The organism is Sporosarcina sp. FA9, from assembly GCF_051550205.1.
Classification (GTDB): domain Bacteria; phylum Bacillota; class Bacilli; order Bacillales_A; family Planococcaceae; genus Sporosarcina.
Window position 1 is genome coordinate 249,383 of sequence record NZ_CP188819.1, and the last position, 17,148, is coordinate 266,530.

At 39.4% G+C, this 17,148-nt stretch carries 15 protein-coding genes; 11 read left to right on the forward strand and 4 right to left on the reverse strand.

Annotation, left to right across the window (positions count from 1 at the left end):
* Positions 1-114 precede the first annotated feature (114 nt).
* Complete coding sequence (locus ACP8HH_RS01250; RefSeq protein WP_438314741.1) at positions 115-1,512, reverse strand: dipeptidase; 1,398 nt, start codon at positions 1,510-1,512, stop codon at positions 115-117.
* 166 nt (positions 1,513-1,678) lie between these two features.
* On the opposite strand from ACP8HH_RS01250, the gene ACP8HH_RS01255 reads away from it, so the two are divergent.
* Positions 1,679-2,914 carry a hemolysin family protein gene (locus ACP8HH_RS01255; protein WP_438314745.1) on the forward strand — a complete coding sequence of 412 codons (1,236 nt, stop codon included), beginning with the start codon at positions 1,679-1,681 and terminating at the stop codon, positions 2,912-2,914.
* A gap of 150 nt (positions 2,915-3,064) precedes the next feature.
* Positions 3,065-3,610 carry an RNA polymerase sigma factor gene (locus tag ACP8HH_RS01260; RefSeq protein WP_438314748.1) on the forward strand — a complete coding sequence of 182 codons (546 nt, stop codon included), beginning with the start codon at positions 3,065-3,067 and terminating at the stop codon, positions 3,608-3,610.
* 400 nt (positions 3,611-4,010) lie between these two features.
* Here ACP8HH_RS01260 and ACP8HH_RS01265 read toward each other — a convergent pair whose 3' ends face one another.
* Together ACP8HH_RS01265 and ACP8HH_RS01270 are read right to left on the reverse strand one after the other, a co-directional pair.
* On the reverse strand, positions 4,011-4,196 hold the full coding sequence (locus ACP8HH_RS01265; protein ID WP_438314752.1) for an SE1832 family protein: 186 nt from the start codon (positions 4,194-4,196) through the stop codon (positions 4,011-4,013).
* 24 nt (positions 4,197-4,220) lie between these two features.
* Positions 4,221-5,285: a PseG/SpsG family protein gene (locus tag ACP8HH_RS01270; protein ID WP_438314755.1), complete on the reverse strand. Its 1,065-nt coding sequence runs from the start codon at positions 5,283-5,285 to the stop codon at positions 4,221-4,223.
* A gap of 265 nt (positions 5,286-5,550) precedes the next feature.
* On the opposite strand from ACP8HH_RS01270, the gene ACP8HH_RS01275 reads away from it, so the two are divergent.
* The 8 genes from ACP8HH_RS01275 (at position 5,551) to ACP8HH_RS01310 (ending at position 15,271) form a co-directional block, all read left to right on the forward strand.
* Positions 5,551-7,476, forward strand: a complete 1,926-nt coding sequence (locus ACP8HH_RS01275; RefSeq protein ID WP_438314758.1) for a cation:proton antiporter — start codon at positions 5,551-5,553, stop codon at positions 7,474-7,476.
* A 33-nt stretch (positions 7,477-7,509) separates the two neighbouring features.
* Complete coding sequence (locus ACP8HH_RS01280; RefSeq protein WP_438314761.1) at positions 7,510-8,073, forward strand: NADPH-dependent FMN reductase; 564 nt, start codon at positions 7,510-7,512, stop codon at positions 8,071-8,073.
* A gap of 145 nt (positions 8,074-8,218) precedes the next feature.
* Positions 8,219-10,384 (forward strand): DNA topoisomerase III, encoded by a 2,166-nt coding sequence (locus ACP8HH_RS01285; RefSeq protein WP_438314764.1) that lies wholly within the window; start codon positions 8,219-8,221, stop codon positions 10,382-10,384.
* Positions 10,385-10,612: 228 nt separating this feature from the next.
* A complete protein-coding gene (locus ACP8HH_RS01290) occupies positions 10,613-11,227 on the forward strand; it encodes a hypothetical protein (protein WP_438314767.1) in 615 nt (204 codons plus the stop codon).
* Positions 11,228-11,478: 251 nt separating this feature from the next.
* The gene (gene ybaK / locus ACP8HH_RS01295; protein WP_438314770.1) at positions 11,479-11,970 is read left to right on the forward strand and encodes a Cys-tRNA(Pro) deacylase; all 492 of its coding nucleotides are present in this window, start codon (positions 11,479-11,481) and stop codon (positions 11,968-11,970) included.
* Between the two features lie 84 nt (positions 11,971-12,054).
* Positions 12,055-12,741, forward strand: a complete 687-nt coding sequence (locus tag ACP8HH_RS01300) for a YczE/YyaS/YitT family protein (RefSeq protein WP_438314773.1) — start codon at positions 12,055-12,057, stop codon at positions 12,739-12,741.
* Between the two features lie 134 nt (positions 12,742-12,875).
* Positions 12,876-13,943 carry a hypothetical protein gene (locus tag ACP8HH_RS01305; RefSeq protein WP_438314776.1) on the forward strand — a complete coding sequence of 356 codons (1,068 nt, stop codon included), beginning with the start codon at positions 12,876-12,878 and terminating at the stop codon, positions 13,941-13,943.
* A gap of 137 nt (positions 13,944-14,080) precedes the next feature.
* Positions 14,081-15,271, forward strand: coding sequence for a glycine C-acetyltransferase (locus ACP8HH_RS01310; protein ID WP_438314778.1), 1,191 nt, complete (start codon positions 14,081-14,083; stop codon positions 15,269-15,271).
* A 49-nt stretch (positions 15,272-15,320) separates the two neighbouring features.
* Here the strand turns inward: ACP8HH_RS01310 and ACP8HH_RS01315 are convergent, their stop codons facing one another.
* The gene (locus tag ACP8HH_RS01315) at positions 15,321-16,007 is read right to left on the reverse strand and encodes a hypothetical protein (RefSeq protein WP_438314781.1); all 687 of its coding nucleotides are present in this window, start codon (positions 16,005-16,007) and stop codon (positions 15,321-15,323) included.
* A gap of 184 nt (positions 16,008-16,191) precedes the next feature.
* Between ACP8HH_RS01315 and ACP8HH_RS01320 the strand changes: the two genes are divergently transcribed.
* A complete protein-coding gene (locus ACP8HH_RS01320) occupies positions 16,192-17,136 on the forward strand; it encodes an L-threonine 3-dehydrogenase (protein ID WP_438314783.1) in 945 nt (314 codons plus the stop codon).
* Positions 17,137-17,148 lie beyond the last annotated feature (12 nt).

Sequence of the window (17,148 nt, forward strand, 5' to 3'; positions counted from 1 at the left end):
GGTTTTATCAGACACATCCGACCATATATCCGACAGTTCGAGCAATATATCCGCAAAACAGGACTTAAGACTGCCATAAAAAAGCCGAATCCTCGAAAGGATTCGGCTTTCATTTTACTTTTTAAGTTCATCTCGCGTAAAACCTGCAATTTCATAGTAATAATCGCCAATGACACGCAATCCTTGGTCAAAGTTCTCCAAATGGAAATGTTCATTTGGAGCATGGAAGTTTTCCGATGCAAGACCGAAGCCCATTAATACAACAGGAAGGTCCAAGATTTCATCAAAAGCAGCTACAATTGGTATCGATCCACCACCACGTATATAAGCTGTTGGCACATTGTATACTTTTTCATACGATCGACCGGCTGCTTGAATTGCTGGATGTTCGAATGGTGTGATATACGGCTTGCCTTTGTCGAATTCAGTTACAGTAACTGTTACTCCAACTGGTTTATGTTTTTCGATATGAGCCTTAAGTTTTTCAACAATTTCTTCTGGGTCTTGATTAGGAACGAGACGACATGTTATTTTCGCTCCGGCTTCAGCTGGTAACACTGTTTTAATGCCTTCTCCGGAAAATCCGCCGTAAATACCGTTGAGTTCTAGCGTTGGACGAACCCATGTCTGCTCGAGATGTGTATATCCTTTTTCACCGAACAACTCGGGTACTTCTAATTCGTTTTTTAATGCCTCTTCGTCAAAACCGAGTGCTTCATAGGCCGCTCGTTCTTCATCAGATAGTGCTTGAACATTGTCATAAAAACCATCTACAGTTATTGTTCCTTCTTTATCACGGAACGAAGCGAGGACTTCCACAAGAGCATGGAGTGGATTTTGTACACCACCGCCGTAAAGTCCAGAGTGAAGATCGCCTTTTGCTCCTTTAACATCGATTTGAACACCGCAAAGTCCACGAAGTCCGTAACATACAGCAGGTTTTCCAGGTCCGTACATTCCTGTATCTGAAATGACAATCAGATCAGCAGACAACTTTTCTTTATTTTCTTCAATGTATTTTTCAAGATTGGGGCTACCCACTTCTTCTTCGCCTTCAATTAAAAACTTAACGTTTACTGGTAGGCTACCCGTTTTTTTAATAAGTGCTTCAACTGCTTTTACGTGCATAAATACTTGTCCTTTATCATCACTTGCCCCGCGAGCATATAACTTATTGTCACGAATCTCTGGATCGAATGGACCGCTTTCCCAAAGTTCAAGTGGATCTACAGGCTGTACATCGTAGTGTCCATAAACGAGGATTGTAGGCTTTCCTTCTGCGTGAAGCCAATCACCATAAATGACTGGGTGTCCATCTGTTTTATCGATAATTAGATTTTCAATTCCCGCGTCTTGGAGAGATTTTAGTAACCATTCTGCGGCAAGCTGCATATCGTTTTTGTGTTCAGATAACGCACTAATACTTGGTATTCTTAAAAAATCATTCAATTGTTCAATATGTTCGTCACGGTTTTCTTTGAAATATCCATCAAGTGCTTGTAAATGTTCCAACACAATCCCTCATTTCAAAAATTCTTAGTATGAAAATAGTATAGCAGACATGTTTGAATTAGAGTTAGAATTACAGACGTAAAGTAGAGCGATATGGTATGCTATTGAAAATGTATATGACGAATTATTTACGTGAAATAATCATTTATTCTGGGAGGAACTGCACTTGTTTATCGCACTAGGCTTCTTTTTAATGATGTCGTTTTTTCTTTCGGGAAGCGAAACGGCACTAACAGCAGTTAACAGGATGAAGGTCCAGTTTCGTGCGGACCAAGGAGATGTACATTCTGTAAAGCTGTTAAAATTAATCTCGAAGCCAGACCGCATGATTACTGCAATATTAATCGGGAATAACATCGCGAATATAATGATGCCTACAATCGTAACAATAATTGGATTGGAACGCGGTTGGAAAGTTGGTATCTCTACTGGTATTTTGACTATAGTCATCATTATTTTTGGAGAAGTTTTACCTAAAACAATTGCTGCAACTTTTTCAGATAGAGTGGCTTATGTCGTAGCTCCTGCCATTGGAATTCTTGTGAAACTTTTAACACCACTAACGTCGCTACTTGCTGCATTCACAAATATCTTCATTCGAATCATTTCAAAAGGTACGGTCACACAAGCAACTTTAACAAAGGATGACCTCAGATCGATGGTAGATATTGCATCTATAGAAGGTACGTTTAAGCAAGCTGAATCGCTTCGGCTAAAGGGGATACTCGATTTTCCAGATAAAGACGTTTTGGATGTCCTTGAAACACACCGGACAGATATTATAGGATTGCCCATTGAATCTACATACGAAGAGGCACGTGATACGATTCTTGAATACTTTTATACGCGGTATCCTGTATATGAGGAAAGCATGGATACGATTATTGGCGTTTTTTATTCGAAAATGATTATTGAATGGTCGATGTCACCGGAGAAAACATTGGGAGAATTAATCGACCGTGATTTGTTATATGTAGTTCAGTCTGCAAGTGTCGAGACGGTTTTTAAAAGGATGCTCTCGAAAAAGAAACATATGGCAATTGTTTTGGATGAATACGGTGGAACGCTCGGTATTGTAACGCAGGAAGATATTATTGAAGAAATGATTGGACAAGATATAGAAGATGAAACAGACAGTGAAGACGAAGCTCTCGTTTATGAAAAAACCGATAATGTGCTTACATGTCACGGTAGACTTGAAATTATTGATGCGATGGAGCTATTAGGTGTTGAATTACCAACCGATCATGAGACAATTGGTGGCTTTGTCTTGCAAGAGCTTGGACATTTACCAGAGTCTGGTGATAAGTTCTCCTACGAACAACTTCGAATTGAAATTGAGGAAATGGAGCGCAATAGAATTGTGCGAATGACCATTACAAACTTGGAGCCACAAGTATAAAAGGCTTTGTCTAGTGAGATTTTCCTAGAAACCTTCTGCAGAGTTGGGATTCCTTACACATTTGTAAGTGAACTGAAAGAGAATACGATGGCTGAAAACCCGTTAATTGCTGATAATGTTAATTAACAGTAAGAGACGGGGGAGTTAGCAATGGAAAAAAATCTAGATGGCTTGTATGAGGAATATGGTCGCTATATTTATCATTTGTGTTTAAAATTGACACGTAATAAAGAAGAGGCAGAAGATGTCATGCAAGACGTCTGGGTTAAAGTTGTCCGTTACCGAGAACGAATAACCGATGTGGATCATATGAAAGCATGGCTCACTACGATTTGCATGAATACGTTTCGGGATCGTTATCGGAAAGACATAAGACGAAGCAAGCACGTTATGAATCAGCCTGATACATTAGACGTTCCGCTTCTAGATTTGGTTGCAAGTGAAGATTTAACGCCGGGTGAACTTCTTGAGAAGAATGATATTGAGTTTCTTGTTCAACAAAAGATTGGTGAGCTTGATGTGATTTATAGAAAAACAATTGAGTATTTCTATGTGTATCAGTATTCTTTGATTGAGATATCGGAGCTTATGAAGGTTTCAATTGGTACTGTCAAGTCCCGGTTGTTCCGAGCGAAGAAGTATTTGAAAGAAATTATGATGCAAGATAATAGGGTAAGGGAATATGTTACTGCATAAGAGTGTAGCCGATTTATGGCTATGCTTTTTTGTTTGGATTTTATAGGTAAAGCTTGGTTTACGGTTTTTTAATGGTATGTGCCTTTCAAGACCGCTTGGCGTTTGCGATGGCCTTACGTGTTGAGTCAGATAGAAGGGCACTATCTGTCTCATCACTTTGGCTCACGCTTGACGCTTCTGCGCTAGGGTTCTTCATTGTAATGGGATTGAATTTATGAAGTCTAACCGGGCGTTGGTTCCGAAATCCAACTTTCTGTTGCACGCTAACGTAGTTTCGTTGCACAACTCAGTGAATTGGTTGCACACCAAAAAACTTGTTTCGATTTTCACCGAAATATTGTATTTGGGTTGTATTGAAATATGGTTAAACAAAAAAGACTGCCCAAGGGCAGTCTTTTGATTAAACGAATTCGGCGCGTTTTTTATTTAGTTCGGCAAGCTCATCTTCTAATTTGGCGAGTCGTAGTTCGGCCTTTTGAACAAAGCTGTCATTTCCGGTCGATTCTAGTTTTTCGATATCGCCTTGTAAATTAATGTAGTCCATTTTTAATTCAGCGATTGCATTTTCTACTTGTCGTTGATTCATATGGAAAACCCCTAACTCTTTTCCTCATTGTAACATATCGGAGGTTTCTTTTCCCGTGGCTTCACCACCAATAATCCGTTTGGGGTATTCCAGACAGTAATAAATCGCTTCTATAATCGTATCTTTACCACTGCCGAGCCCAAGGTCGGTTTGTCTTGCGATTGCTTTTTTTCGAAGTGATTCATGTAAAAGGGGCTCCATAATGGCATTTAGTAAGCTTGATTGCTTTATTTTTCGACCGGTTCCAAGATGAATGAAGCCATGTTGTTCTTTTGGAAAGGCGAGCGATAATTCAAAATCATTTTGTGCGACAACGACACATGGAATTCCCATTACTGCTACTTCAAATGGCATATATCCTGATGCGCATAGTATGATGTCGGCGGAAGAGAATGCTTCATGGAAATCATATGGATAAGTTTGAATGAACGTGTTTCTTCTGCCAAGGGCCATCATTTGTAGTTCGCTTACGTCATGGCTATAGTTTTCACCGACTAAAACGGTTACTTTTAGCGGGATTTGCAATTGAAGCATATGACGTAGAGCGCGATAAGATAGATTACCCGTATCTTCATCGCCAAACGAGATAACGAGATGTGGAAGTGGCTGACTTAATTTTCTTTTGAGACCAATGTTTTTGTAGGATGCAAGTTGTTCATCAACAATAAAGTTTTCGATTCCTTGGATGTAATGATCTGGAACTTTATCATTTGTTTCGGAATAAAGTGTTTGAAAGACAATGTCCGCAGACTTTCCACCTTCGCCGAAGTCGTCGAAATGGATCACTGTCGGTACGACTTCACAGATCCTTTCAACTTCTTCTTGTAAAGTAGAACCGGTATCACGTAGAAGAATATCGGGTTTTATTTCCGAGATTGTACGTAAAAGTGTTGAACCTGGAGCGATTGTAACTGTCCTAAAATCGGCGGGTGCTACTGGAGAGAGATTCTCACAGAGAAATATGATTTCGACCCCTTCAAGTGTTCGAGCAATTGTTTCAGCTCTTCTTTCAGGGTATGTCCCTTTTCCATCCGAGTGACTAATGTGAATGACTACTTTTTTCTTATGTTTGTTGTCTATTAGAATCATCCTTCCTCATACCATCGATTTATCCATCTCTTAATCGTATGGTCTGAAAAAAGTTTATATGTATTCAAATTGAAATCAGTTTAAGCCTCTGACGCATGGGCCTTGGCATTTTTGTCGGCCGGCGGATGTCACGGAATTTTAGGGGAGCTCTTCGAGTAAACTCGAAAAAAATCTGGACGCAATTATGTCGAGACTCAATTGACAGTGGCTTGGGATTGTCTATATGATAAACTTATATTATTTACAACTGAGGGAGGATCATTTATTGTTTGAGTCATTGCTATTTAACCTCATGCTTGTTGTGTTAATTGGTATATTATCACAGTGGGTTGCATGGCGATTCCGTATGCCGGCGATTGTTGTGATGTCCGTTGTAGGACTACTTGTAGGTCCTATTTTCGGTGTTATAAATCCACAGGAAAGTATGGGCGAATTATTTGAACCGATTATTACGTTTGCAGTTGCAATTATCTTATTTGAAGGTAGTTTGAATTTAGATTTCCGTGAAATTAAGGAATTTAGAAAGCCTGTTTATAGAATCGTTACCGTAGGTGCAGTAATTGCGTGGATTGCAGGGTCTCTAGCAGCCCACTATTTCGCTGGGCTCTCATGGACAGTCGCATTTATAATGGGTGGCTTGTTCATTGTCACAGGACCAACAGTTATCTTACCCCTTCTTAGACAAGCAAAGTTAAAGCCACGTCCTGCAGCGATACTGAAATGGGAAGGGATTGTTGTAGATCCTTTTGGCGCACTACTTGCTGTGTTTACTTTCGAGTTTTTCAAGTTCTTGAATAGTGAAGTTACATTGAATTCATTCTTACTATTCTTTGCTGCATCTTTTTTCGCTGTTCTCCTTGGTTGGGGATCGGGAAAAATACTTGGCATTGCGTTTGAACGAGGCAATGTACCTGAATTTTTAAAGTCACCTGTACTCTTCGCAGTCGTGCTTTTCACATTTGTGTTATCAGATGAAATTATGCTGCAGACAGGTCTTTTAGCTGTAACTGCGATGGGAATGACGATGGCGAATATGCGTTTATCATCCATACAAGACATTCGACACTTCAAAGAAAATATATCCGTATTGCTTGTTTCAGGGATATTTGTGATGCTAACTGCTTCACTCGATCCGGTTGTTTTGATCGAAATATTTAACTTGAATATCATGTGGTATGTACTTGCAATGCTCTTTATTGTTCGACCTTTGTCGATATGGGTTTCAACAATAGGAACAGAGCTGACGAATCGGGAGAAATTGCTTATTGGTTGGATTGCACCGCGTGGAATCGTGGCGTTAACTGTTTCAGGATATTTTGCAACGATTTTATTAGATCACGGTTACGAAGATGCTAAGATTTTAACGGCATTGACGTTTGCACTTGTTTTTACAACTGTACTTGTACATGGTTTTTCCATTGGACCTCTTGCAAGAAAGTTGAACTTACAAATAACCGACGAATCAGGTGTACTCATTGTCGGTGGTTCCCGTTTTGCTGCTGACTTAGCCACGTCTATTAAGAGTACTGGTAATGAAGTTCTCATCGTTGATCAGACTTGGACTGGCCTATCGCATGGCCGGAAAGTTGGACTCAACGGGTTTGTTGGAGATATTCTTTCAGAGCAACTGGATTATCATTTGGACTTGACACCGTATCGATTCATACTCGCGATGACGAGTTTAGATACGTACAATGCACATGTATGTGAGGATTTCGTACCCGATCTGGGTCGTGAGTTTTTGTTTCAAACCGCTGTTTTAGAAACGAATATTGAAAAGAATTATAAAATTACTGGAGGGCGATTGCTCTTTTCACCAGCTGTATCGATTTATGATTTAGAAGAAAGAATGAACGAGGGCCATGTAATTCGTAAAACACTAATTACGAAACAGTATAGTTATACACAATACTTGCGTGAGAGAGATGACACATCGATCTTGCTTTATATACTTCGTACAGACGAATCTATTGAATTTTATTCGCCGAAAGTTGAACTTAAAGCAGAGGCTGGAGATACAGTCATTGCGTTAGTCTCTCCAACGAAAATAATTGAGCGTGTGAAAGAGCGCTTGAAAGATGTAAACGACGAGACTGAAATCCCACATCAGCAAATCGAGGAATTATTTACGAATGAAATAAAAGCTGGAAATTCTTTTATTCCGGGTGAAGCACCCATTTCAGCGAAATAGAAAGGGGTATTGTGTAGTAGGAGGTTTTTTAATATGAAAATATTATTCGTTAACGGTACAGTTATTGGAAAGAAAACAGGAGTAATGCTTGAAATCATTCGAAACTATATAGAGAAAACGAATTGTGGGTATAGTTTAGAAATAATGAATTTGAAGGATTATGAACATCAAATCGTCGATGGACGTCCATTGATCGAATATAATACAGATATGCAAGAAATCGTTCAAAAGTTTAAGGAAGCGGATGGCTATGTCATTGCGTCACCAATTTTCCAAGGTTCCATACCCGGTGTTTTGAAAAATGTTTTGGATATGCTAGATCCAAGTACGATGCGATACAAGCCAGTTACAATTGTCGCAACCGGAGGTACTTACCAGCATCATCTGGTAATGGAGTATCAGTTAAAACCAATCTTGGATTACTTTAGATGTATGGTAACGCCAAATTACGTTTATACACAGGCTGGAGATTTCGACCATGAAAATCGCATTAGTAGTAATGATGTTCATGACCGTTTTCGTGAACTGGCACGCGCTTTCGTTCAATATGTAGAGATGAGCAAGGTTCTAAGAGAAGTTCCGAATACTAAAAAGTAGTTTTGAAATCACCCGACGAACCAGTTGTTGGGTGATTTTTTATGTGCATTCCGTACATTCTACTGCTGAAACCAGTTGCGCAACATGCATTGCATCTGAATCTCCCGTATAATTGATGTATGTAGAAAGGGGATTTATTTAACTTATGTCTAAATCACTTGTATTAGCTGAAAAACCCTCTGTAGCTCGAGATATTGCGCGAGTTCTAGGATGTAATAAAAAAGGAAATGGCTTTCTTGAAGGAACAAACTATATAGTGACATGGGCACTCGGCCACCTCGTAACACATGCGGATCCAGAAGGGTACGGCAATGAATTTAAAGAATGGAAGCTTGAGCATTTACCAATTGTTCCAGAACCATTCAAGCTCGTGCCGATTCGTCAAACAATGAAGCAATTCAATGCAGTAAAAGCTCAACTTCGAAGAAATGATGTAAAAGATATAATTATTGCAACAGACGCGGGACGCGAAGGTGAGCTCGTTGCACGGTGGATTCTAGAAATGGCGAAAGTCAAAAAACCTATTAAACGTTTGTGGATTTCATCAGTCACAGATAAGGCTATTAAAGATGGATTCAATAATTTGAAAGACGGCCGTGCATATGAAAATTTGTATGAAGCTGCAGTTGCGCGTGCAGAAGCAGACTGGGTAGTGGGGATAAATGCAACCCGGGCACTAACTGTGAAATACAATGCTCAACTTTCAACAGGGAGAGTTCAAACACCAACACTAGCGATGATTGCAGAGCGTGAGAATCAAATACGTGATTTCAAGCCGAAACCGTTTTACGGTATGCAAGCATTAACGGAAACTGCAAAATTTACATGGCATGACAAAGCAGGTCAAACGCAAGGTTTTGATAAAGAATTGATTGAAAAGCGGATGTCGTCATTGAATAGCGTCCATATAGGAGTAATCAAGGAAGTGAAAACAACACCTAAATCACAACCTGCTCCACATTTATTTGATTTAACAGAGTTGCAAAAAGAAGCGCATCGCCTTTGGTCATGGTCCGCAAAAGAAACTTTGTCCACATTGCAAGGACTATATGAGCGTCACAAAGCGGTTACGTATCCCCGCACAGATTCCAAGCACCTAACTTCAGATATGGAAAGTACATTGATAGAGCGAATAAAAGCAGTCGATCTTGGGCCTTACCGCAAATCAGTCAATACGCTACTGCGTTCAGGAACGATTAAACCACAACGCGGCGTCATTGATGACAAAAAAGTTTCAGATCACCATGCAATCATTCCGACAGAGGAAACGCCGATTCTCCAAAGTTTATCGGATAAAGAAAAGCGCTTATATGATTTGATTGTTAAACGTTTTCTTGCTGTGTTCTTCGGTGCGTTTCGTTATGATCAAGTAATTGCAGAGCTTACAGTCGGTAGTGAAATGTTCAATGCGAAAGGCCGTACGATTACAGATATAGGATGGAAAAAGGTGTATCAGGATGATGATGTTGAAGTCGAATCCGATACGCTCCCGTCATTCACGAAAGGCGAAGAAATAAAAATCCGTGCAATCGTAATGACAGATGGAAAAACGAAACCACCTGCTCGATTTAATGAAGGAACATTACTTGGCGCGATGGAAAACCCTTCACAGTTCATGAAAGGCGAATCCAAAGACCTTATTAAAACAATAGGCGAAACGGGGGGACTTGGAACTGTTGCCACCCGTGCGGACGTTATTGAGCGTTTATTTGGTTCATTTGTTATGGAGAAAAAGGGAAATGACATTTACACAACTTCTAAAGGTAGACAACTGCTGGAGCTCGTTCCTGAAGATTTGAAATCCCCAGCTCTAACTGCGGAATGGGAACAAGGATTATCTAAAATCGCTAGTGGTCAAATGAAGAAAGCAGCATTTATGAAAGACATGATTTTATTTTCGAAAAAGAATGTAACTGAAATAAAAACAGACGAAAAAAAATACAAACACGATAATGTAACAGGTAAAGCATGTCCAGATTGCGGTAAACTTCTTTTGGAAGTAACGGGAAAACGCGGAAAAATGCTCGTTTGTCAGGATAGAGAGTGTGGCCACCGAAAAAATGTATCCACATTAACGAACGCCAGATGTCCTGTTTGTAAAAAGAAATTAGAGTTGCGCGGAGAAGGTGACGGTAAGATCTTTGTTTGTAAATGTGGACATCGTGAAAAGTTATCCGCATTTGAAAAACGAAGAGAGAATTCCGGCGGTAAAAAAGCAGATAAACGCGATGTTCAAAAGTTCATGAAGAAGCAAGAGGAACCAGAAAACACAGCCATGGCTGAGGCGCTAAAGAAACTATTTGAAAAGTGAAGTTAGTATAGATTATTTGGTGGGTTTATCTTCATTCAGCTTTAAACACGGCTGAATGAAGATAAACCCTCCGGCGGATATCACAAGTTTTGTTGGGAGTGAATTGAGCATGCTCGATTCAAAATTTGGACGAAATCATGCGAGAGCGTGATTGATTAAAATGAGGATTTTGGGTATAATATAGTTATTCAATATTTCGGAAAATTGTAATGTGGGGGGTGGGGTGATATGAGTGCTGTATTAGCAAATGCTACAGTGAATAATCAACTGCAACGTTACGATGCTGTTCGACGAAAAAATGCGGACAATGCATATAATCGAACCTCACAATACAATGGGCAGAATCGTAAAACAGTAGAAGATTTGAAGGCTTTACTCACCGGAGAAAATGAGATTGAGATTGTTCAAACAAAGCGTAAAGAAAAATCAGTAGAGTCCAACCAACCTGAACAACAGTCATTTCAACTACTTAACGCTGGGCTATTGAAACAAGTAGCATTACCAGTTGGAAACACGTTGGAAGAAACAATCAACATTTGGCGAGGTTTGCGATCGGAAGCAATATCTACACCCGAACCAACAATAGCCGACCACCAATTTGCAGCAAAAGCATCAGCGGAAATCATGTACACAGAAGCCAAAATCGCTCTTCACAATTTGGCGAAAAAGTTTAAAGACCTGAACACAGACGGAAACAAAATGAGCGCATCTACGTATAACGATGCGCGCGATACATCTCAATTGGAAAGATTTGAAAAAGCAGTTTCAACATACTCTTTTCAAACTCAAATGAAACAAAATGGTTTTAAAATGACTATGCCCGATTTCTCACAAACGGCATAAAAAAAGTTAAAAGACCGCCTTTCAATAGGTGGTCTTTTAACTTTCCTTGGAAAAATAAGTTGCGGTAAGGAGAACTACGATTGAGAGGACATCTTCGTTGATAGCGCGGACATCTTCGTCAATTAAAAGGAATTCCCGAAAACCATTAACAAGCAAGCCCGAGATTCATCACGCCAACTGAGCAACAGCAGAAACCCAACACCCAACACACTAAAAAGCCTGACAAAAACATAAAAAGGAGAGACAAGCAAATGGCCAAACAAAGTCGAAAACCTAAAACAAACGCGGTACGTATCTTGGAACGTGAAAACGTCACATACGAACTAATGGAATACGATATAAACGATGGACTTGTAGACGGCGTTTCTGTCGCGGAAAAAACAGGACAATCTGTTGACGTTGTATTCAAAACACTCGTAACAAAGGCAAGCGCCAAAGAATTATTTGTTTTCTTAGTACCAGTCGCACTTGAACTCGACTTGAAAAAAGCCGCGAAAGCAGCGGGGATAAAAAAGATTGAAATGCTCCCGCTAAGTGAACTAACAAAAGAAACAGGCTATGTGCGTGGAGGCTGTTCCGCAGTCGGAATGAAAAAAAACTACCCAACATTTATCCACAACTCTGCACGACTGCATACTGAAATCATCATTAGTGCTGGCTTACCTGGATTACAGATGCGACTTCCACCCGAATCACTTGCAAAAATCACAAATGCAAACTTTTACGACATTGTAAAAGAATAACACTATGACTACCCAACATTGTTCATGTTACAATGAACAAATATACTTAGTCTTGCTTAGGCGTTAATAGAAAGAAGGATACATATGAATAGGATACTGAGATGGAGATGGACTTTTTTCCTAACGGGATTGATGATCTGTGCACTGGGAATTTCAATGACGATAAAGGGTCAACGATTTGGCATCGGACCTTGGGATGTATTTCATGTTGGCCTTTATAAGAACTTTGGGTTAACAATAGGAACATGGAGTATTATTGCGGGTTTACTTATTGTGCTTTGTACAGCTTTAGTGCTCAAAGAGTGGCCAAAACTAGGCACATGGCTCAATATGGTTTTACTTGGATTTTTTATCGACATATTTAACTGGTTAATTCCTAACGTAGAGTCGTTCAGCGCACAATTAATAATATTCATAGTCGGCATCATCATTTTAAGTTTTGGAATTGGTGTCTATGTGTCGCCGAATATGGGAGCAGGACCAAGAGATAGTTTGATGCTCATATTTGTTGAAAAGTTTGGCATCAGCATCAAAACTGTGCGAACAACAATTGAAGTAGTTGTCGCGATTTTAGGGTGGCTGTTAGGCGGGCCAGTTGGTATTGGAACAGTGTTTATAGCACTTTTTATAGGTCAATTCGTACACTACTCGCTTCCGCTGTCCCGTAAGTTGCTGTTGAAAGTAATTGGCGAAGAGGATGACTCAATATTATATAATTTTATCCCTGCGAAGTCTCCTAAACTAATAAGTGAAGAGGCGAATACAAAATAATTTGAAATACCAAGAAACATACAGTCGAAATTCTGAATTTTAAAGACGATTTCCCATTAAAGTTGACGGGAAGTCGTCTTTTTTTTATTGTCCAAGCATACGCTATCCATAGGTACAGAAAGGATGGCGGCTATATGTATGGAATTATAACGCAATACATGGGGACAGCTTATACGGGTCTTGGAATCTCCCATAAATACGACGAGCTGATTGCATTTGCTTCGAAAACGGTTTTTATAAAATGCCCCCCGACAAATTCAATTTCAAAATTGTTGAATGAAACGGGTTCGCATTACTTGAAACTAGGATTCGATATCGATCGATTTATGGATCCAACTAACCCCGATCAAACAGATGCAGTATTTGTAAAAGGGCCCAACTTGCTATTCGTTCAGGCCTCCCACCCAGTTGCACTTGAACCTACGGATATAGGAGTAAAACATAAAGCGATTAGTTTTTACGATATGTATGATGAAAATAAACTAAAAGAAAAGAACCAATGCATTGTAAAATATCTTGCCGAGGCGGAAATGTTTCTCAAGAAAGCTTTAAAGTCTCTATCTGAAGCGAAAATAATTCACGATGAATGGGAGACCCTCAACATTGAACGAATGATGTGGGAACTCCATGAAAATACAATTCTTACTCTCAAGGATGAATTGTTCAATAAAATATCCTTAAATAAACAATCAACGGAAGCGCATCGACTCATTGGGTCGTTAACGTCTGGCGGAGCTTGCGATTTCATTCCATCCATTACCCAAAAAGTAGAACGACGCATTCTAATTAAAGGACATCCGGGAACGGGGAAATCCACTTTAATGAAAGCATTGGCTTTAGAAGCGAAAAATCGCGGTATTGATGTTCTTTATGGTTGGTGTGGCCTGGATCCTAACGGAGTAGATCTCATTCTCTTTCCGGAACTGTCGGTTTGTCTAATCGATGCAACGAAACCGCATGCTTACAATCCAGAACGTCCGGGCGATGAAATTTTGGATCTCGTTCATATGTGTGTGGAAAATGAAAACGCTGAAGGTGAAGTTCGTATTATAAGTGAGAAGTATTCGGAGAAAATGCTGGATAGTACAGGCTATATGCAAGCCTATGCTCAAGCGAATAAAAAATTAAAAACAGCAATGGATTCCGCTATAAAACAAAGCGTTTTCGAGGAGAAATCGAGGCTGTTAATGGAAATGTATTAACAACTACTGAATAATTAAATGTGCATATTTATTATGGCAATCGGTTTGATTAGTTCTATTTTTAAAAGGTCATCCTACTACTGACGCGCATGGATATGTTAGACTAAACATAGAAACCGTCTGAAAGGAAGATGACATTGTCGAAAGTATTAAATGCATTTTTATCAGAAAACTTAAAGGAACTTCGTGAACAAGGACTTTATAATGAAATAAATCCTCTTGAAGGTCCAAATGGTGCCGAAATCACAATTGGTGGAAAACAACTTATAAACTTATCCTCAAATAACTATCTTGGGCTTGCAACAGATGAAAGTTTAAAGAAACTTGCAAAAGATGCAATCGATAAATATGGAGTAGGCGCGGGTGCTGTACGTACAATCAACGGTACACTCGATTTACACGTACTCTTAGAGGAAAAGCTTGCTGAATTCAAAGGTACAGAAGCAGCAATATCGTTTCAATCTGGATTTAACTGTAATATGGCCGCAATTTCAGCTGTGATGAATAAAAAAGACGCAATCCTTTCGGACGAATTAAACCATGCATCCATCATTGATGGGTGCCGTTTGTCAGGTGCAAAAGTCATTCGTGTCAATCACCAAGACATGGATGATCTACGAGCAAAAGCGAAAGAAGCTACGGAATCGGGTCTGTATGAAAAAGTCATGTACATTACGGATGGTGTCTTTTCGATGGATGGTAATATTGCGAACCTTCCCGAAGTTGTTAAAATCGCAAAAGAATTTGACTTGATCACATACGTTGACGATGCTCATGGTTCAGGTGTTACTGGGAAAGGGAAGGGAACTATAAAGCATTTTGGACTCGAAAAGGAAATCGATTTTCAAATGGGAACCCTTTCTAAAGCAATTGGTGTAGTTGGAGGATATGTTGCCGGCACACAAGAACTCATCGATTGGTTAAAAGTTCGTTCACGTCCATTTCTCTTTTCAACGGCAGTTACCCCAGGAGATGTCGCTGCAACAATCGGTGCACTGCAAATCATTATGGATTCAACGGAACTTCACGATAAACTTTGGGAAAACGGCGATTATTTGAAAACCGGACTCCAAAAGCTTGGTTTTGATATCGGCGCTTCCGAAACGCCAATTACACCATGTATTATTGGCGAAGAAAAGCTGTCTCAGCAGTTTTCAAAACGACTTATGGAAGAAGGCGTTTATGCTAAGGCAATCGTTTTCCCAACAGTCGCAAAAGGAAAAGGCCGAGTGCGTAACATGCCAACCGCATCACATACGAAAGAAATGCTCGACGAAGCTCTTTCTGTATATGAAAAGGTTGGAAAAGAACTCGGAATTATTTCATAATAAAAAAAGAGGAGCTCACAACCGTCGAAATAACGGAGGAGCCCCTTTTTTATTTACTAGATCCTTTTTTTATATCCGGAAAAGCTTCAATTTCCATTCGTCTCATCATATGATGCATTACATACCTTTGCATTCCAACCGCATTTGAGATGGATAAAGCAGCTTCTTTTTGAAAGCCCTCATACTCTTTCTTTTCTTTAAATAAAACCGCCTTCAATCCGTGACTCATCCAAGGTGTTCGTATTTTTGTTGAAAACTCTTCTACTTTATCATATTGCTTGCGCATCGCAAAAGAAATTCCGGCATAATAGTTTTTATAATCAGATCCATCAATCTGTTCAACAAACTCCAGAACTTCTTTTGGCTTGTTTTGATGAATCGCTAGGTTTGCGCTATAGATAGGTCGCATACTATCTTGTCCATAGACATTTATAATACGCTTTAAAGAATTTTCGATATCTTGATCATCGCCATGACCCAATGCATAGGAATAATTGAAGATTGGTCTCTTATTATTCAGTATGACATACCGATTGATGGTTTTTATTGACTTAGATTTATAAATAATATGTAGTGGTTTCAATATTGAAATGGCCAGATACATAACAATAATAAGTATGAAAACAATACTACGTGGCACACCATATGAAATGAGTGTGATTGACAATAGAACACCTACGACAATTAGAAGAACAAATCGAAATACCTTTGAGAAAATGAGCGTTTTATTTTGCAAGTAGTTCCACCTCAAGTTTTCTTTTAGTATAACAGATAGCAAGATTGAAATTCATTATTCTTAGTTGTGTTTTTGAGAAGAACACTTTATAATGATTTAAAAGCTTTGAATGTACCTTTATACATAAATATAAAATCTGTGTACTCCTGAAAAGTACATTTGTGTGAGAATGGGGGAATTATAGATGAAGAAAATTATCGTAACGGGTGCTCTTGGTCAAATTGGTTCTGAATTGATATCAAAACTGCGATCTATGTATGGAACTGAAAACGTCTTAGCGACGGATATTAAACAAACAGACTCAGCAACGGAAGGTCCGTTTGAAGTTTTAGATGTTACAGATGCGAAACAAATGCATGCGCTTACCAAGAGTTTTGGTGCCGATACGATGATGCATATGGCAGCATTATTGTCTGCCACTGCTGAAAATAACCCATTGCTGGCATGGAATTTAAATATGGGCGGACTTATGAATGCCCTCGAAGTTTCGCGTGAGCTTGAGCTGCAATTTTTCACACCGAGTTCAATCGGCGCATTCGGACCATCTACACCTAAAAAGGATACTCCACAAGATACATTGCAACGCCCTACAACGATGTACGGTGTGAATAAAGTGGCTGGTGAATTATTATGTGATTACTACCATAAAAAATTTGGACTGGATACACGCAGCGTTCGCTTCCCAGGGCTCATCTCTCACGTTTCAAAACCTGGTGGGGGAACAACAGATTATGCAGTTGAAATTTACTACAAAGCACTAGAAACAGGGAAATATACCTCCCCAATTGCAAAGGGGACGTACATGGACATGATGTATATGCCGGATGCATTGCAAGCGATTACTGATTTACTAGAAGCGAACCCGGAGAAATTGATTCACAGGAATGCATTTAATGTAAAGGGGATGAGTTTTGAACCGTCAGAGATTGCTGCCTCTATTCAAAAGCATTTACCGTCGTTTGAGATGTTCTATGATGTGAATTCAGAACTTCAATCCATTGCCGACAGTTGGCCAGATTCAATTGATACATCTGTTGCGTGTGAAGAATGGGGATTCAAATCAATATACGATCTTGATTTAATGACCATCGATATGTTAGAAAAATTGAAACTTAAAATGGGTAAATGAACATCAAAAAAG

What these genes read in the sequence shown, in the direction of transcription:
- ACP8HH_RS01260 (WP_438314748.1), top strand. Translation starts at nt 3,065, where the DNA reads ATGGAAAAAAATCTAGATGGCTTGTATGAGGAATATGGTCGCTATATT.
- ACP8HH_RS01265 (WP_438314752.1), bottom strand. Translation starts at nt 4,196, where the DNA reads ATGAATCAACGACAAGTAGAAAATGCAATCGCTGAATTAAAAATGGAC.
- ACP8HH_RS01270 (WP_438314755.1), bottom strand. Translation starts at nt 5,285, where the DNA reads ATGATTCTAATAGACAACAAACATAAGAAAAAAGTAGTCATTCACATT.
- ACP8HH_RS01280 (WP_438314761.1), top strand. Translation starts at nt 7,510, where the DNA reads ATGAAAATATTATTCGTTAACGGTACAGTTATTGGAAAGAAAACAGGA.
- ACP8HH_RS01285 (WP_438314764.1), top strand. Translation starts at nt 8,219, where the DNA reads ATGTCTAAATCACTTGTATTAGCTGAAAAACCCTCTGTAGCTCGAGAT.
- ACP8HH_RS01290 (WP_438314767.1), top strand. Translation starts at nt 10,613, where the DNA reads ATGAGTGCTGTATTAGCAAATGCTACAGTGAATAATCAACTGCAACGT.
- ybaK (WP_438314770.1), top strand. Translation starts at nt 11,479, where the DNA reads ATGGCCAAACAAAGTCGAAAACCTAAAACAAACGCGGTACGTATCTTG.
- ACP8HH_RS01300 (WP_438314773.1), top strand. Translation starts at nt 12,055, where the DNA reads ATGAATAGGATACTGAGATGGAGATGGACTTTTTTCCTAACGGGATTG.
- ACP8HH_RS01305 (WP_438314776.1), top strand. Translation starts at nt 12,876, where the DNA reads ATGTATGGAATTATAACGCAATACATGGGGACAGCTTATACGGGTCTT.
- ACP8HH_RS01320 (WP_438314783.1), top strand. Translation starts at nt 16,192, where the DNA reads ATGAAGAAAATTATCGTAACGGGTGCTCTTGGTCAAATTGGTTCTGAA.